A 17,559-nucleotide genomic window follows, 5' to 3' on the forward strand; every position below is an offset into this window, starting at 1 on the left:
ACCACCCCGTCTGATTGTTGAAATGAAAAATGGGCAACCTGTTAAGTTGTTCCGGCCATCCTAACGACAAACAGGCGTAGGTTTTATATCTACGCCTATTACAGCATCCCATCCCTTATTTCTTTGTCCCAAATCGTTTGTGATTGCATCATCAGCAGGTATGATTTTGCGATATCCATTCCAAACCAAATCTGTGACAGCGCGTAACGCATTGCCAATAATTGATCTTTTTCAAGGATGTTCATGAACAACAACGAACAGCTATTTCTGAACGAGCTGGATAACAAATTTTGGAAAGCCGCTGATAAACTGCGCTCTAATATGGATGCCGCCAACTACAAGCATGTCGTCCTGGGGCTCATCTTTCTGAAATATGTATCCGATGCATTTGAAGCACGTCAGCAGGAGTTGCTCACGTTGTTTCGCGATATCGGCAATCCGGACAATATTTACGCCATGTCTCGTGATGATTTCGCAACCGATGAAGAATATGCGCGGGCGATTCAAGCAGAGCTGGAAGTTGAAGACTACTACATCGAAAAAAACGTGTTCTGGGTTCCCAAAGCCGCCCGCTGGGACATGCTGAAAAGTAAAGCAACATTACCCGTCGGTACGGTACTTTGGGTGGATAAAACCGGACAGGAAGTGGTCCTTCGTTCTGTTTCCTGGCTGATTGATAATGCGCTGGATAAAATCGAAGAATCCAACGAAAAACTCAAAGGGATCCTTAACCGCATCAGTCAGTATCAGCTGAGCAACGACGTATTAATCGGCCTGATTAATACCTTCTCAGATGCCAACTTCAGCAATCCAGAATATAACGGCCAGAAATTACAGCTTAAAAGCAAAGATATTCTCGGTCACGTTTACGAATATTTCCTCGGGCAATTTGCGCTAGCCGAAGGTAAACAAGGCGGTCAATACTACACGCCAAAAAGTATCGTTACGCTGATTGTTGAAATGCTGCAGCCGTATAAAGGCCGAGTGTATGACCCGGCGATGGGTTCCGGTGGGTTCTTTGTTTCCAGCGACCGTTTTATTGAAGAGCACGCAGGCGAGAAGCATTACAACGCCGCCGAGCAGAAACGCAATATCTCCGTTTACGGTCAGGAATCCAACCCGACCACCTGGAAGCTGGCGGCAATGAACATGGCGATCCGCGGCATCGACTTCAACTTCGGCAAGAAAAACGCCGATACCTTGCTGGATGACCAGCACCCAGATTTACGTGCCGACTTTGTAATGGCCAACCCGCCGTTCAACATGAAGGAATGGTGGAGCGCAAAGCTTGAAAATGACGCTCGCTGGAAATACGGCACTCCGCCGCAGGGCAACGCCAACTTTGCGTGGATGCAGCATATGATCCACCACCTCGCGCCGAAAGGCTCGATGGCGCTGCTGCTGGCGAACGGCTCGATGAGTTCCAACACCAATAACGAAGGTGATATACGCCGTAACCTGATTGAAGCGGATCTGGTGGAATGTATGGTGGCGCTGCCGGGTCAGTTGTTTACTAACACCCAAATTCCCGCCTGTATCTGGTTGCTGACCAAAGACAAAACCGGCGGTAACGGCAAAGCGCATCGCAAAGGCGAAGTGCTGTTTATAGATGCTCGCCAGATTGGCTTTATGAGAGACCGCGTACTACGTGATTTTACTGATAAAGATATTGAGAAAATTGCTGATACTTTCCATGCATGGCAGGAAGATAAAGATTATCACGACGATGCAGGTTTTTGTTTTGCTGCAACTCTGGAAGATATTAAGAAAAACGACTTTGTTCTGACGCCAGGGCGCTATGTTGGCGCTACTGAGCAGGAGGAAGATGCTGAACCTTTTGCTGAGAAAATGGCGCGTTTGACCCAGCAACTAAAAGTACAACTGGAAGAAAGTGCTGAACTGGAGAAGCAGATTAAGGCGAATTTGGGGGGGCTGGGTTATGGGTTTTGATTGGGGAGTAAAAAAGCTAGGTGACATTTTAACATTACAGAGAGGCCATGACCTTCCTTCTCAGGATCGAAAATTTGGTAAAGTACCAATAATGGGATCCTCTGGGGTTACTGGTTATCACGATCAATATAAAGCTAAAGGACCAGGTGTAATCATAGGGCGTAGCGGTAACTCTATGGGACAAGTTTCTTATGTCTCAGAAAACTATTGGCCTTTGAATACATCTCTTTATGTTACAGATTTCAAAGGCAATTGCCCCGAGTTTATTTATTACTTCTTGAAGCAAATAAATTTTGATCAGTTTAATTCTGGCAGCGCCCAAAAGTCTCTGAATAGAAATGCAGTGTACCCTTTTGAAGTTAAATTCCCATCGTCCTATAAAACACAGTCAGCAATTGCATCAATCCTATTTGCTTTAGAAGATAAAATAGGCGTTAACCAGGAAATCAACCAAACTTTCGAACAAATGGCACAAGCCTTGTTCAAAAGCTGGTTTGTTGATTTTGAACCAGTAAAATCTAAAATGATGGCGTTGGAGGCTGGTGGCTCACATAAAGAGGCAACCCTTGCGGCAATGACTGCAATCTCGGGAAAAGATTCTGATTCATTGGCATTTTTTGAGCGTGAACTACCTGAGAAATATGCTCAGTTAAAAAGTACGGCGGAGCTGTTTCCGGCTGCGATGCAGCACAGTGAGTTAGGGGAGATTCCGGAAGGGTGGAACATTGGTCCATTGAGTGACATTGCTATTTTTACTAAAGGAAAGATCGAAGTTTCAAAACTAACTACTGATACATACATTTCTACAGAAAATATGCTTGAGAATAAAATGGGTATTTCTCAAGCATCATCTTTACCTTCTGCAAGTACAGTTCCTAACTTCAGTGCAGGGCATATATTAATTTCCAATATACGGCCCTACTTCAAGAAGATCTGGCTTGCTAGGTTTTCTGGTGGCAGATCTGCTGATGTTTTAGCATTTGAGAGCAAAAAAAACATTACAGTTGAGTTTTTATACAATCTTCTTTATCAAGATGTCTTTTTTGATTTCATGATGTTGACATCAAAAGGTGTGAAAATGCCTCGTGGAGATAAAACAGCTATTATGGGATGGTCCTGCATACAACCAGAAGAAAAGCTTTTGAAAGCTTTTTCAAAAAGCGTTAGGCAATTTTATTCGTATATAGAAAGCCATAATTCAGAAAATAAATACCTTACCGAACTCCGAGATACCCTTCTCCCCAAACTCCTCTCTGGCGAAATCACCCTGCCGGAAGCCGAGCAAGCGGTAAGCGAGGCAGAAAATGTATAAAGTTGACCGGCCTTCAAACAGCCTGCAATCCCTTCAGGAAGTCTCGTTCAGCAGTCTAGGTTTTACAGAACGTTATCACCTGCAAGAGTGGCTTGCGAAAAACCCGCAGGCGCTGACACGTGAAAATGAAGATGAACTGCTGATTATTCAGAAAGAGTTCGCCGGGTTTGACGACACCAAGGAACGACTCGATCTGTTTGCTATTGATAAGAAAGGCAATCTGGTCATTATCGAGAACAAACTCGATGACTCCGGGCGAGACGTAGTGTGGCAGGCGCTGAAATACGCCGGTTACTGCGCCAATCTGCGCAAAGAACAGATCCTCGAGATCTTCCAGCTTTATCTCGATAAAGAAGAACCTGAAGAAACCCGTCCGGCGGCTGAGGTGATGGCAGAGTTTCTGGAATATGAAAGTTTAGATGAAGTGCTGATCAACCAGATTCGCACTCAGCGCGTGATGATGGTGGCCGCCAATTTCCGCAAAGAAGTCACTAATACTGCACTTTGGCTGATGCAGTTTGGTATCCGCGCCCAGTGCTTCAAGGTCACGCCGTACCGCTTTAATGACGATGTATTCGTGGATATCCGCCAGGTGATCCCAACGCCGGAAGCGGAATCCTACATGATCGGCATGGCGCAAAAAGAAGCAGAAGAACAATCTACCAACGGTGAGATGAAATCCCGCCACCACATGCGCAAGGCCTTCTGGACACAGATGCTGGAAAGATTAAGGCACAGCGCCTGTACACTCTATAACAACATCAGCCCCTCCACTGACCACTGGCTAAGTGCCGGTTCGGGCATCAGCGGCGTTTCGTACAATCTGATATTCAGCAAAAAAGAAATTCGCGTAGAGCTTTGGATTGCCAAATTCTCCGCTGAGAGTAATACCTTTGCGTTCGACTGGTTGTATGAGCATCGCCAGACTATTGAGAATACTTTCGGTCATTCCCTTTTCTGGCAGCCACTACCGGGGAAAAAATCTTGCCGGATTAGTTTTGCAAAAACCATAGCCAGTTTTGATCAGACTAACTGGCCGGAAATGACAGACTGGCTGCTGAAAAATATGAGCGCGTTTGAAAAAGCGTTCGATCTCTTTATCGCGCCGTTAAATATAGCGCTCAAAGAAGTATCAAACGCGCCGGAAGAAATTGAAGCGCCAGAGACAGAGGAAGTGTAAATGCTGAGCGAAGACGATTTGGAGCAAATGAGTCTCGGGTGGTTTGCCGGACAAGGATGGGAAATACTGCATGGGCCTGATATCGCGCCGGATAGCGACAATCCGCTGCGTATTTCATTCCACGATGTATTTCTGCGCCCGGTGTTACGGGAGCAACTGGCGAAACTGAATCCACACCTTCCCGCCAGTGTGTTAGACGAAGTACTCGCCCGCATCACCCGTGCTGAAAGCCCGGATATCGTCGTCAGCAATAAAGCGTTCCATCATCTGCTTCTCGCTGGTGTTCCGGTCGAATATAAACGTGACGATAAAGTCATCCACGATACCGCCCTGCTGATGGATTTTAATCATCCGGGAAATAACCATTTCACGGTAGTTAATCAGGTGGCCATCAGCGGAACTAAACAACTGCGTCGCCCTGATGTAATTTGTTATATCAACGGATTGCCGGTCGCGGTTATTGAGCTGAAAAGCCCAATTGATGCTAACGCCGATATCTGGACCGCATTCAATCAGCTTCAGACTTATAAAAACGAAATCAGCGACTTGTTTATCTGTAATGAAGCACTGGTGATCAGTGATGGCTATAACGCACGGATTGGTTCTCTGACCGCCGATGAAGAACGTTATCTGCCGTGGAAAACCATCAGCAATGAAGACGATAAACCGCTGTTGGAATGGCAATTAGAAACCGTTGTTAAAGGCTTCTTTAACCGCGAGTTGCTGCTCGATTACATCCGTTATTTCATTCTGTTTGAGAATGATGGTAAACACCTGATCAAGAAAATCGCGGCTTATCATCAGTTTCATGCCGTGCGTGAGGCAGTGAGTGCAACCATCGTCGCTTCCACCGGTAAATTTTTGCCGCTGCGCTGTGATATCAAACCCGGCAGTAAAAAAGCCGGTGTTGTCTGGCATACACAAGGTTCGGGTAAGAGCATTTCCATGTGCTGCTATGCCGGGAAATTATTGCAGCAGGAAGAGATGAACAACCCGACCATCGTGGTGGTTACTGATCGCAACGATCTGGATGGTCAACTTTACGCCACTTTCTGTCAGGCCAAAGATCTTCTGAAGCAAGAGCCTCAGCAAGCCAGTGATCGTGACCAGTTACGCGAAATGCTGGCTGCCCGTGAATCTGGCGGCATCATCTTTACGACGGTGCAGAAGTTTGCTCCGCTGGATGGGGAAAAAGTACATCCGGCACTGAGCGTACGTGACAACATCGTGGTGATTTCCGATGAAGCACACCGCAGCCAGTATGGATTGAGTGCCACACTGGACAGAGAAACGGGTGTCTATAAATACGGCTACGCCAAGCACATGCGCGATGCATTACCCAATGCCTCGTTTATGGGCTTTACCGGCACGCCGGTCTCTTCTGAAGATAAAGATACCCGCGCCGTATTTGGTGATTACGTTTCAATTTACGACATTCAGGACGCAGTAGAAGACGGCGCAACAGTACAGATTTTCTATGAATCTCGTCTGGCAAAACTCGACCTTAATCATGCAGAACTGGAAGAACTTTCAAACCAGGTCGATGAGCTGGTTGAAGATGAAGAAACCGACCAGAAAGAAAAAACCAAAGGTGACTGGAGCCGTCTGGAGAAGCTGGTGGGTTCAGAGCCCCGCATTCATCAGGTCGCTGCTGATCTGGTTAAACATTTTGAAGCCCGTAACGCTACGATGGATGGCAAAGCAATGGTTGTTGCCATGAGCCGTGACATCTGCGTGCGGCTTTATAATGCGCTGGTAGCACTGCGGCCGGAATGGCACAGCGAAGATGTCGAAAAAGGCAGCCTCAAAGTTATCATGACCGGTTCAGCCTCCGATAAAGAACACCTACAGTCGCACATCTACAATAAGCAGACTAAAAAACGTCTCGAAACGAGATTTAAGGACCTGGACGATCCATTAAAAATCGTGATTGTGCGCGATATGTGGCTGACGGGGTTTGATGCGCCTTGTTGCCACACCATGTATATCGACAAGCCCATGCGCGGGCATAACCTGATGCAGGCCATAGCACGCGTGAATCGGGTGTTCAAAGATAAACCTAGCGGTCTGGTGGTTGATTACATCGGCATCGCTAATGAACTGAAGGATGCTCTGAAGACCTACACAGACTCGAAAGGTAAAGGCCAAACGACTGTTGATACTAAAGAAGCCTTTTCTGTACTGTTGGAAAAACTCGATATTATTCATGGCATGTTTGCCAAAACTGCAACAGATCCAGGCTTCGATTATTCAGCGTTTGAACATAATCCACAGAGGGTCCTTCTCGATGCAGCAAACTACATTCTCGGACTTGATGACGGTAAAAAGCGTTATTTCGATGTCGTGCTGGCTCTAAATAAATCCTGGTCACTGTGTAGTACGCTGGATGAAGCTAAACCATTGCAGAAGGAACTCGCCTTTTTGTCAGCGGTGAAGGTTGCCATCATAAAACTGACCACCACGGATAAAAAATTCAGCCAATCCGAGAAAAACTCACTGCTAAGCCGCATTCTGGATAACGCCATAATCGCGACCGGTGTTGACGATGTATTCGCCCTGGCAGGTCTAGATAAGCCCAACATCGGCTTACTTTCTGATGAGTTTTTACAGGAAGTGCACGATATGCCGCAGCGCAATTTGGCTGTTGAATTACTTCAAAAACTTCTGAATGATGGTATTCATGCCCGAGCAAATAACAACGTTGTTCAGGAGAAAAAATACTCTGATCGTCTGAGAACGGTGCTTCTCAAATATAATAACCGCGCAATTGAAACCGCACAGGTTATTGAAGAACTGATCCAGATGGCCAAAGAGTTTCAGGCTGCCATGGCGCGTGACGATGCACTCGGTCTGAATCCTGACGAAATTGCCTTCTATGATGCGTTGGCGGAAAACGAAAGTGCTGTTCGGGAGCTCGGGGATGATATTCTCAAGAAACTGGCGATTGAAGTCACTTTAAAACTGCGTCAATCCACCACCGTTGACTGGCAGGTGCGCGAAAGCGTGCGCGCGCGGTTGCGGATCCTGGTACGTCAGACATTACGTAAATATAAATATCCGCCAGATAAAACCGCTGGTGCAGTTGAGCTGATACTAAAGCAGGCTGAAGTGGTTTCTAATAGCTGGACGGTGTGATAACCAACATACGGAAGATGAGTAAAAGGATGTAATAACATGGCAAAAATGATTCCCGCATTTGGTCCTCAGGATACCAACAGCTATGGCGAAAAGACGGTTTATGCCTTGTTAAAGGCTGGGCTATCCAATGATTTCATTATTATTCATAGCCTTCCATGGCTAAGCGCCGCAGTAAAAGAATTCGGCATCAAGTTACAACCGAGCGGTGAAATTGATTTTTTGATACTGCATCCTTCCCTTGGGGTTTTAGTGCTTGAAGTAAAAAGCGGGGCTTATCGTGTGGATAGACTTGTTTTTATTCACATCAAATCAAATACTCCCGTAGATGTTATTCGTCAGGCCCGCAATAATACTCACGGACTAGCCCGCTGGTTAGGTGGTGCAACAAAATTACGACTACGCATTGGATACGGTTTTGTTTTTCCTGATAGCTGCTTCGATAAAAAGCTCATTAGCACAGCGATGATCGACACTACTGTCAAACCATTTAATCGTATATTCATTGACAAAAAACAGTTGCCTGCGATCGCTAAACGCATCATCGATATGATGCAGTACTGGAAATTAGCGTTAAATAATGGAGAACTAGGAGGGAACAGACTTAAGTTAATTATTAAGTCTATTTGCCCTCAGTTTGATGGAACACCTAGCTGGGGTTCCAGAATTGTTTACGATAACCAACTCTGGCTAAGACTCACACACGAACAAATTAAGGTCATTGAGCTCCTGTCTCAAAATAAACGGTTTATAGCGACTGGATGGCCAGGCACAGGAAAAACACTGATAGGAATTGAGTTCGCGAGGAGACTCGTTAGAGAACAAAAAAACGTTTTGTTTATTACATTCAATAACCGTCTATCTGACTATATTCGCCAACAAACGCCTGATTCATTATGCGATGTTTTCACCTGGCATAAACTGTGTCATCAGGCTCGTAGTAGATTAGCATTGTCACCCAATGTGCCAACAGACTGGTTTGAAACAGGGTGTTACGAAGATTTACTTGAGGCACTAAATAACAACAAGCTAAAAAATTATGACGTATTAATTATCGATGAAGCTCAGGCATTACAACATTCATGGCTCGAAACTTTATATACTTGGTTTCAAAATAAAAACATTCTCGCATTTTGTGATGAATCCCAAATTTTCTCGTTTGAGAAAGGTACTAATCATGATGAACTTCGCCAGTTAATCAACGCTCAGATCACTTTTAACTTAACTATCGTTTTAAGGAGCCCTAAAGCTGTCACTGATTATTTAATGACAATAAGGCCTACTTCGTATCAACTCATTTCCCCTCGTAATGCTGAACCCGATACATTAAAAGAACTTGTCGTCAGCGATCCGCTCGCTGCTATGATTAATGAAATATTACGCTTGAAAGAAAGCTTCGTACCATCTAATAACATTACAGTTCTTGTGCCTACAGACTTAGTTAAAAACACTCTTCAGGAAGAAATAAATGTTATCGGTATAAATATTGAAACTGTTTCTCGTTTTCGAGGTATGGAATCACCTATTGTTATAGCTCTCTATTCATCAGATATGGAAGATGCACAATTATTTTGTGCTTATTCAAGGGCCACTACTGCCTTCATCGCAATCTATGATTCAGAGAAATTGGCGTGGAAAGATCATCATAGTTTCTTACAGCAGCTTATCAGTCGAAAAGAAACGCAGAAAGCAATTGATGAAGCAAAATATAATTCAATGACTCAGTCGCTCATGGCTGGATATTTTGAAGAAGGATTAAAACTTAATACAATAAAGTTGTCATGGTCAGAAGGATTATCTTCATGGTTGATCAGTTTTGGACAAGAAAACTCGCCAGCAGAAACATGGTTGGATTATCTTTACACTGAATTTCCTTGGCCTATTTTATATTGGTTTGATAGTTCTCACAGAACAGTACATTATATAAATAGAAATAATTTTGAACCGGGTACCTTAGAAAATGGAGCATTATTATCGATAAAACATTGCTCTACATGCAAAAAAATGACCCCATTCATTTCAAAAAGACAGTGTTTACATTGCAACAATAAAGAAATAGAAAAAAAAACCTCACCGACCGTAGAAAATTTCGACACGCTTAGGAACCTTGATTCAATAATTTCCTGCAATAATTTTACTACATCAGAGAATATACAAAAAAGGAGTTCACTGCCGATACCGTTAGCCGCAGTTGGAGCACGAAGGGTTGCATTCGAGAGAGGGAAAAGAAATAAAGTATTAAGTGAACCATTACCAGGAGGTAATCTCCTGTATCGTAGCGCATTAGCATTCGTTCAGGCCAGGATAGCATTACTACCACCTGGAAAAATGTTAGTTCTGGATGAAATCACGGATACTTTACGTAAGCGTTATATCCATATTGAGACATTAGACCGCTCGGCATTACGAAATGCCTTGGCCTGTGCTTTAGCCACTTGCTTTACTAAAAAACTGCTTATTAAAATTGAGAAAGGTAAGTATTGCATTGTGGATGAGTGATTTACAGCCACTTTCCTTGGGCTGATCCAGGTCTTAAAAGTATCCTTTAATCAAATAGTTAAACTGTCGTTCTGCAATCATAGTGTTAGACATAAGGAAATTAACAATGCCTTTAGATTTAAGTAACACTGTCGTTATTGGCATTAGTGCAACTGCACTTTTTGATATGAGCGAATCCGATCGCATGTTTCGGGAAACCTATGCCACCGATCGTGATAGCGCTATTGAAAAATATCGAGCCTATATGCTGGAGCACGAAAACCAACCTTTAAAACCCGGTACCGGTTACCCTTTGGTAAAGGCGCTTCTAGGGTTAAATCAGTATCGCGAGCCAGACGATAAATCACCACTTGTTGAGGTAGTTGTAATGTCACGTAACAGCCCAGATACTGGTATCCGGGTTCTGAATACTATTCGTCATGATAAGCTTGATATCACCCGCTCAGCCTTCACTGCGGGAGAAACTGTCGCTGATTATCTTGATGCGTTTGATGTTGATCTTTTTCTAACGACTAACGTTGAAGATGCTCAAAAAGTCATCGACTCCCGCTTTTGCGCCGCCGCCGTCTTGAGAGATCCACCCTCTGATGCTTCCGATATCCCAGAAGGGCAGGTACGCATTGCTTTTGATGGCGATGCAGTCCTTTTCTCCGATAAAAGTGAACTGGTCTATAAAACTCAGGGAATAGCGGCATTTCATGCTCAGGAAGACGCACAGCAAGATATCCCCATGGCTGAAGGCCCATACGCCACATTGCTTAAAAAACTAGCAAAGCTCCAAGATCGATTACCGACACGTATTGAATACTCTCCTGTCCGCATCGCCCTGGTCACGGCTCGAAACAGTCCGTCTGAAATGCGTGTAATCAAAACGCTGAGGAGCTGGGGGGTTTATGTTGATGAAGCTTTTTTTCTGGGCGGTGTAGAAAAAACGAAAGTTCTTAAGGCTTTTAAACCACATATTTTCTTCGACGATCAGGATGTACATTTAAACGCTGCCGCGAAACTTGTTCCTTCAGGAAAAGTTCCTTATACCAGTAATTCTGAACTTAATGTAGCCTTCTGACCGTTACTCAATATCATGCCGTGATACCAAGTAATTTACTTCTGAAGTACGAAAATAACTCTGCTGAGGGTTTACCCCGGTTTTATCATTTCCCGGTTGGCTTCCCAAAGTCAAACGGACTAACCCCCTTCTCCCGATTAGCATCCAGAAAATCCGCCCACCACTGCAGCATCAGTCTGCGCTCATCAAGATGCTCGGCCTTATGAATATAAGCCGCACGCACAGAGTTACGTTCCATATGGCTCATCTGCCGCTCTACCGCATCCCTAGACCACAATCCTGATTCAATCAAAGAGCTACAAGCCATAGTACGAAAACCGTGGCCGCAGACTTCAACCTTAGTGTCATACCCCATTACCCGCAGCGCGTTATTCACCGTGTTTTCGCTCATGGGCTTACGCGGATTGTGATCGCCAATAAAGATCAGTTCATGGTCACCGCTAACTTGCTGTATTTGCTTGAGGATAACCAACGCCTGCCGGGAAAGTGGCACCAAGTGCGGAGTACGCATTTTAGAACCGCGATGGGAATGTTTCACACCTTCGATGGGTTCACGCTCAGGGGGAATGGTCCACATTGAAGTTTCAAAATCGATCTCCGACCAACGGGCAAAACGCAGTTCGCTGGAGCGGATAAAGATCAATAGCGTCAATTCTACCGACAAGCGGGTTAACGGTCTGCCGGTGTAGCTATCAATGCGCTGAAGCAGTTCAGGAGTACGCTTTAGCTCCAGTGCCGGGCGATGTTGCCGATTGCTCGATGCAACTGCACCTGCCATTTCCTGTGCTGGGTTGTAGTCGATTAATCCACTCTGTACGGCGTAGCGCATTATCGCTGTCGTGCGTTGCTGAAGCCGTGACGCGACTTCGAGGCGGCCCGACTGTTCCACCGTCTTGATAGGCGCTAACAGGTCACGCGTTTTAAGCTCGGCAACGTTACGTTTGCCAATAGCAGAGAAAAGATTATCTTCCAGACTTTTCAGTACTCGCCTGCTGTGCTCTTCCGACCACTTTTTATTGGTGGCGTGCCACTCTCGGGCTACGAACTCAAAGGTGAATACCGCTTTCGCTTGTTCTTCTTGCACCGCACGTTTTTGCTCACGCGGATCAATGCCCGCAGCAACCAACTTTCTGGCGGCTTCTCGCTTTTGCCTTGCATCAGCCAGTGAAACTTCGGGATAGACGCCAAACGCCATCAGGTGTTGTTTGCCACCGAAGCGAAAACGAAAGCGCCAGTATTTTGAGCCGTTGGGATGAACCAGCAAAAACATGCCATCGCCATCAACCAACGAATACTCTTTTTCTTCAGGTTTAGCAGAACGTACCTTGGTATCTGTCAGGGCCATAGTGGTTGTCCTTCCATAATCCTGCTGTGAGTATATAAGCAATATCGAACCAGCATATATACTCGGTTCTATACTCACAAGCAGATTGATGTGGGTGGAGTCAGGTTGACTTCCGTTGACAGAAAATTCGGGCAAAGCCTTGTGTAGCGCGGATTTCAGGCATAAAAAAAGACCTCAGTTGAGGTCTATTTACATACTGTTGGTGCCGAAGGCCGGACTCGAACCGGCACACCTTGCGGCGGTTGATTTTGAATCAACTGCGTCTACCGATTTCGCCACTTCGGCACTGAAGTAGTATGCGGAAAACGTCGTGGATTATACCGTGGCATTACGCTTGCGCAACCCTAATCCATAAATATCTGACTTGAATGCTGAAAAAATCGTCTCTTTGTACATTATCTCGCAATTATGATGTGTCGCATCAGGTGGTTGCTGATGCATCAGCAGCTTTATCGACGCTTGAGCAACAACAAAATGCTGATAACCAGGAATAGCGTACTTGGCAGTAATGCCCCCAGGATCGGCGGAATGTGATACACCAGACTCAACGGTCCGAAGATCTGATCCAGCACATAAAACAGGAAACCGAAGCTGATACCAATCACTATCCTCATACCTGCCGATACACTGCGCAATGGACCGAAAATAAAGGATAGTGCCATTAGCATCATCACCGCTACAGAAAAGGGTGAAAACAGCTTGCTCCACATGTTGAGCTGATAGCGATTAGATTCCTGCCCACTCTGTTTAAGATATTTAATATAGTTGTACAAACCATGAATAGAGAGCGCACTGGGGTCAAGGGCTACCGCACTCAATTTGTCTGGCGTCAGATTGGTTTTCCACACGCCACTGAGCATCTGGCTACCACCAATCTGTTTGCTGTTTTGGAGATCAGACTCTTCAACCTGAGACAGCTTCCAGACACCATCATCGAAATTGGCGGAAGCGGCATAACGGACAAAAAGCAATTTATCATTTTTGTCGAAATGGTAAATATTCACCCCGGCAAGCTCAGTGTCACTCACGACCCGCTGAATATACACAAAATCGTTGCCGTCTTTGGCCCATAATCCATTTTGGGAGGAAAGCATGGAACCACCGTACATCATCTGGGAACGATAATCACGCGCTAACTGCTCGCCTTGTGGCGCGCCCCACTCACCTATCATCATCGTCAGCAGTACCAGCGGAATGGCGGTTTTCATTACCGAACCAGCAATTTGTAGACGGGTAAAACCAGAGGCCTGCATCACCACTAATTCACTACGGGTAGCCAGTGTTCCCAACCCTAACAACGCACCCAATAAAGCCGCCATCGGGAAAAATATTTCAATGTCTTTCGGCACACTGAGCAGTGTGTATATACCGGCACCCATCACCGAATAACCGCCCTCTCCTACCTTACGTAACTGATCAACAAACTTAATGATGCCAGACAACGAAACCAACATGAACAAAGTCATCATGATGGTATTAAAAATGGTTTTACCGATATAACGATCTAATACACCAAACATCAGGCCGCCCCTCTCAGATTCAGACGGGCCCGTACTTTACGCGCAGGAACGCTATCCCACAGGTTGAGTCCCACTGCAATAGCGAAATAGACCAGGTTGGTAAACCACATCCATATCATCGGGTCGAGCTTACCTTTGCCAGCATTGGAACGTAACGAGCTCTGTAACAAAAAGAAAATCAGGTAGAGCAACATTGCCGGGAGCATACTCAACACACGCCCCTGACGCGGGTTAACCACACTGAGTGGCACCACCATTATAGCCATCACTAAAACAGAAACGATCAGCGTCAAACGCCAATGAAACTCAGCTCTGGCATTAATATCTTTGGAGTGCCACAGCGTTTTCATGCTCATCTGTTCTACATTACTGGGATCAACTGCCACTGCCTGATGACCCACGACAGCCTTATAGTCTTTAAAATCCGTGATGCGAAAATCGCGCAGCATAGCCGTACCTTCATAGCGGGTACCCTTATTCAGCGTGACAATCTGGGAACCATCACTATTCTGTGAAACATGACCACGGTCTGCCACCACCACAGATGGACGGCTATTATCGCGGGGGTGCAACTGTGCCAAAAATACATGTTCGAACTCCTGGCCGTTGACATTGCTGACAAACAGCACAGAGTTGCCATCCTGAGTCGATTGAAACTGCCCTTCCGCCAACGTTGCCATTCCGGGGTTGGCTTTCGCCTCCGCCAACACTTCATCCTGATGACGCGAGGACCAGGGGCTCAGCCATAAGACATTCACCGTCGCCAGTACGACAGTGAATATAGACAACAATAACGCCGCCTTCAGCAGGACATTCTTCCCCATCCCGCAGGCATGCATGACTGTGATTTCACTTTCAGAGTATAAACGGCCATAGGCCATCAATAATCCGAGGAACAGGCTCAACGGCAGAATAAGCTGCGCCATCTCCGGGATACCCAGCCCCAACAGGGATAAAACCAAATTTGTCGGAATATCGCCATCAACCGCAGCGCCTAATATTCGTACTAATTTTTGACAGAAAAAAATCAGCAGCAGAATAAAAAGAATGGCTACTTGGCTCTTGAAAGTTTCCCGTACCAGATATCGAATGATGATCACGTTCAATTACGCCTGTGAAAACTTGTCTTTTTGCAGGAAAGTCGATAGTTTTTTCGCTAACTCGCCATTTATACTCATTTGTGGCAACCTTCATAGCGACAATAATATTACGACATCCTGCATTCGGGGTGTTCTATCAGAACCTGCTTATAATCACCAAAACAGATTCGCTACGTCGTTTAGATTAACACAGGTTATGTTAACGCAACGACGGGAAGTATTACGGAGTATCATATTCTAGCCGTAGTTCCCGTTTTTGTCTTTAAGATTCAGGAGAGTACATGGAGTTCAGCGTAAAAAGCGGTAGCCCGGAAAAACAACGCAGTGCTTGCATTGTCGTCGGCGTGTTTGAACCGCGTCGTCTGTCCCCTATCGCTGAACAACTCGATAAAATCAGTGACGGCTACATCAGCGCGTTACTTCGCCGCGGCGAGCTTGAGGGCAAGGTAGGACAATCATTGCTCCTGCACCATGTACCGAATATTCTTTCCGAACGCATCTTGCTGATCGGTTGCGGAAAAGAACGCGAGCTTGACGAACGCCAATACAAACAGGTAATTCAGAAAACCATCAATGCACTCAACGATACCGGCTCAATGGAAGCCGTATGTTTTCTGACCGAGTTACATGTAAAAAGCCGCAACACTTACTGGAAAGTACGTCAGGCCATCGAAACCGCCAAAGAAACGCTTTATACCTTCGATCAGTTAAAAACCAACAAAGTCGAACCTCGCCGTCCACTGCGTAAAATGGTGTTTAACGTTCCCACTCGCCGTGAACTGACTTCCGGCGAACGCGCCATTCAGCACGGTTTGGCAATTGCTGCTGGTATCAAAGCCGCAAAAGATCTAGGCAACATGCCGCCTAATATCTGTAATGCCGCTTATCTGGCGTCTCAGGCGCGTCAGTTGGCCGATACCTACGACCATATCACCACCCGCGTGATTGGCGAACAGCAGATGAAAGAACTGGGAATGAACGCCTATCTGGCTGTTGGCCAGGGCTCACAGCACGAATCACTGATGTCTGTCGTCGAATATAAGGGCGATCCGTCAGTTGATACTAAGCCTATCGTGCTAGTGGGAAAAGGATTGACATTCGACTCCGGTGGCATTTCCATCAAACCCGCCGATAGCATGGACGAAATGAAATACGATATGTGCGGCGCTGCTGCGGTCTATGGCGTAATGCGCATGGCCGCTGAACTGTCTTTGCCACTGAATATCATTGGTGTGCTGGCCGGCTGTGAAAACATGGTGGACGGTCGTGCTTACCGTCCTGGCGACGTACTAACCACGATGTCTGGGCAAACGGTGGAAGTGCTCAACACCGACGCCGAAGGCCGTTTGGTATTATGTGATGCTCTTACCTATGTAGAACGCTTCGATCCTGACGTCGTCATTGATGTCGCCACGCTGACCGGCGCGTGCGTGATAGCACTTGGCCACCATATCACCGGACTGATGTCGAACCACAATCCGCTGGCACATGAATTGCTGGGTGCATCGGAACAGGCAGGCGATCGCGCCTGGCGGTTACCATTAGCAGATGAGTATCAGGAACAACTGGAATCCAACTTTGCCGATATGGCCAATATCGGTGGACGTCCAGGCGGTGCTATTACGGCAGGCTGCTTTCTGTCGCGCTTTACCCGCAAATACAGTTGGGCACATCTGGATGTTGCCGGAACAGCCTGGCGCTCCGGCAAAGCCAAAGGAGCGACTGGTCGGCCGGTGGCGCTACTGTCGCAGTTTCTGCTTAGTCGTGCGGGTTTCAACGACGCAGAATAAACTGACGGGCGGTATCAGCTAAGGCAGTACGTTACAATGGTTATGTGTCCCTATGAATGTCTGACCATTTACGGCAATCCCCGCGCAAGCGGGGATTCATCATTACTATTAATGTATTTATTTTAAATGGATTGATTCCTGCGTAAGACATCGTCACCGCCCGGAGAAAATAGAAGCGCACGAAGTCTTCGATGGAAACACACAGGAAACTATGAAAAACACAACGTTCTATCTTCTTGAACACGACAGTAAAAGCGGCGAACTGAGCGCCTGCGAGGCACTGGCCTGTGAACTGGCAGCGGAACGTTGGCGTGCGGGAAAGCGCATACTGATTGCCTGTGAAGATGAACAGCAGGCCATACGACTGGACGAAGCATTGTGGCAACGAGATCCTCACGCCTTTGTACCGCATAACCTGGCGGGAGAAGGCCCACGACAAGGCGCACCAGTAGAACTTTCCTGGCCTCAGCGCCGTGGTAATGCACCACGTGATCTGCTCATTAATTTGCAAGGGCAATTCGCAGATTTTGCCACCGCTTTCCATGAAGTGATAGACTTCGTCCCTTATGAAGAATCTCTGAAACAGTTGGCGCGCGATCGCTACAAAGCCTATCGCAGCGTCGGCTTCCAATTGACCACGGCAACACCGCCAACCCACTGAA

At 46.2% G+C, this 17,559-nt stretch carries 11 protein-coding genes and 1 tRNA gene; 8 read left to right on the forward strand and 4 right to left on the reverse strand.

Annotated features, from left to right (window positions below):
• The first annotated feature begins 243 nt into the window (after positions 1 to 243).
• From CWC46_RS00110 to CWC46_RS00135, 6 genes are all read left to right on the forward strand, one after another.
• Positions 244 to 1,950 carry a class I SAM-dependent DNA methyltransferase gene (locus tag CWC46_RS00110; protein WP_021014229.1) on the forward strand — a complete coding sequence of 569 codons (1,707 nt, stop codon included), beginning with the start codon at positions 244 to 246 and terminating at the stop codon, positions 1,948 to 1,950.
• Positions 1,940 to 3,262, forward strand: a complete 1,323-nt coding sequence (locus CWC46_RS00115) for a restriction endonuclease subunit S (protein WP_021014228.1) — start codon at positions 1,940 to 1,942, stop codon at positions 3,260 to 3,262. The genes CWC46_RS00110 and CWC46_RS00115 overlap by 11 nt, the downstream gene beginning before the upstream one ends.
• Positions 3,255 to 4,442 carry a DUF4268 domain-containing protein gene (locus CWC46_RS00120; protein ID WP_021014227.1) on the forward strand — a complete coding sequence of 396 codons (1,188 nt, stop codon included), beginning with the start codon at positions 3,255 to 3,257 and terminating at the stop codon, positions 4,440 to 4,442. The genes CWC46_RS00115 and CWC46_RS00120 overlap by 8 nt, the downstream gene beginning before the upstream one ends.
• Complete coding sequence (locus tag CWC46_RS00125; RefSeq protein ID WP_021014226.1) at positions 4,443 to 7,577, forward strand: type I restriction endonuclease subunit R; 3,135 nt, start codon at positions 4,443 to 4,445, stop codon at positions 7,575 to 7,577. It abuts the gene before it with no gap.
• A 39-nt stretch (positions 7,578 to 7,616) separates the two neighbouring features.
• Positions 7,617 to 10,076 (forward strand): AAA family ATPase, encoded by a 2,460-nt coding sequence (locus tag CWC46_RS00130; protein ID WP_021014225.1) that lies wholly within the window; start codon positions 7,617 to 7,619, stop codon positions 10,074 to 10,076.
• A gap of 106 nt (positions 10,077 to 10,182) precedes the next feature.
• Positions 10,183 to 11,142, forward strand: coding sequence for a 5'-nucleotidase (locus CWC46_RS00135; RefSeq protein ID WP_021014224.1), 960 nt, complete (start codon positions 10,183 to 10,185; stop codon positions 11,140 to 11,142).
• Positions 11,143 to 11,227: 85 nt separating this feature from the next.
• On the opposite strand, the gene CWC46_RS00140 is transcribed toward CWC46_RS00135, so the two are convergent.
• The 4 genes from CWC46_RS00140 to lptF all read right to left on the reverse strand — a co-directional run bounded on the left by CWC46_RS00140 (position 11,228) and on the right by lptF (position 15,107).
• Positions 11,228 to 12,487 (reverse strand): tyrosine-type recombinase/integrase, encoded by a 1,260-nt coding sequence (locus CWC46_RS00140; protein ID WP_021014223.1) that lies wholly within the window; start codon positions 12,485 to 12,487, stop codon positions 11,228 to 11,230.
• Positions 12,488 to 12,687: 200 nt separating this feature from the next.
• Positions 12,688 to 12,772 (reverse strand) — tRNA-Leu (locus CWC46_RS00145).
• Positions 12,773 to 12,936: 164 nt separating this feature from the next.
• On the reverse strand, positions 12,937 to 14,007 hold the full coding sequence (lptG, locus tag CWC46_RS00150; protein ID WP_021014222.1) for an LPS export ABC transporter permease LptG: 1,071 nt from the start codon (positions 14,005 to 14,007) through the stop codon (positions 12,937 to 12,939).
• A complete protein-coding gene (gene lptF, locus CWC46_RS00155) occupies positions 14,007 to 15,107 on the reverse strand; it encodes an LPS export ABC transporter permease LptF (RefSeq protein WP_021014221.1) in 1,101 nt (366 codons plus the stop codon). Before lptF ends, lptG begins: the two co-directional genes overlap by 1 nt.
• Positions 15,108 to 15,388: 281 nt before the next feature.
• Here lptF and pepA point away from each other — a divergent pair, with 281 nt between their 5' ends.
• Positions 15,389 to 16,897, forward strand: coding sequence for a leucyl aminopeptidase (gene pepA, locus CWC46_RS00160; protein ID WP_021014220.1), 1,509 nt, complete (start codon positions 15,389 to 15,391; stop codon positions 16,895 to 16,897).
• Between the two features lie 211 nt (positions 16,898 to 17,108).
• Positions 17,109 to 17,558 carry a DNA polymerase III subunit chi gene (locus CWC46_RS00165; RefSeq protein ID WP_021014219.1) on the forward strand — a complete coding sequence of 150 codons (450 nt, stop codon included), beginning with the start codon at positions 17,109 to 17,111 and terminating at the stop codon, positions 17,556 to 17,558.
• The last annotated feature ends 1 nt before the right edge of the window (position 17,559 follow it).

The organism is Prodigiosinella confusarubida (assembly GCF_002847015.1).
In the GTDB taxonomy this organism is placed as follows: Bacteria; Pseudomonadota; Gammaproteobacteria; order Enterobacterales; family Enterobacteriaceae; genus Prodigiosinella; species Prodigiosinella aquatilis.

Coding starts and splice junctions, on each gene's coding strand:
- CWC46_RS00110 (WP_021014229.1), top strand. CDS start 244: ATGAACAACAACGAACAGCTATTTCTGAACGAGCTGGATAACAAATTT.
- CWC46_RS00115 (WP_021014228.1), top strand. CDS start 1,940: ATGGGTTTTGATTGGGGAGTAAAAAAGCTAGGTGACATTTTAACATTA.
- CWC46_RS00120 (WP_021014227.1), top strand. CDS start 3,255: ATGTATAAAGTTGACCGGCCTTCAAACAGCCTGCAATCCCTTCAGGAA.
- CWC46_RS00125 (WP_021014226.1), top strand. CDS start 4,443: ATGCTGAGCGAAGACGATTTGGAGCAAATGAGTCTCGGGTGGTTTGCC.
- CWC46_RS00130 (WP_021014225.1), top strand. CDS start 7,617: ATGGCAAAAATGATTCCCGCATTTGGTCCTCAGGATACCAACAGCTAT.
- CWC46_RS00135 (WP_021014224.1), top strand. CDS start 10,183: ATGCCTTTAGATTTAAGTAACACTGTCGTTATTGGCATTAGTGCAACT.
- CWC46_RS00140 (WP_021014223.1), bottom strand. CDS start 12,487: ATGGCCCTGACAGATACCAAGGTACGTTCTGCTAAACCTGAAGAAAAA.
- lptG (WP_021014222.1), bottom strand. CDS start 14,007: ATGTTTGGTGTATTAGATCGTTATATCGGTAAAACCATTTTTAATACC.
- pepA (WP_021014220.1), top strand. CDS start 15,389: ATGGAGTTCAGCGTAAAAAGCGGTAGCCCGGAAAAACAACGCAGTGCT.
- CWC46_RS00165 (WP_021014219.1), top strand. CDS start 17,109: ATGAAAAACACAACGTTCTATCTTCTTGAACACGACAGTAAAAGCGGC.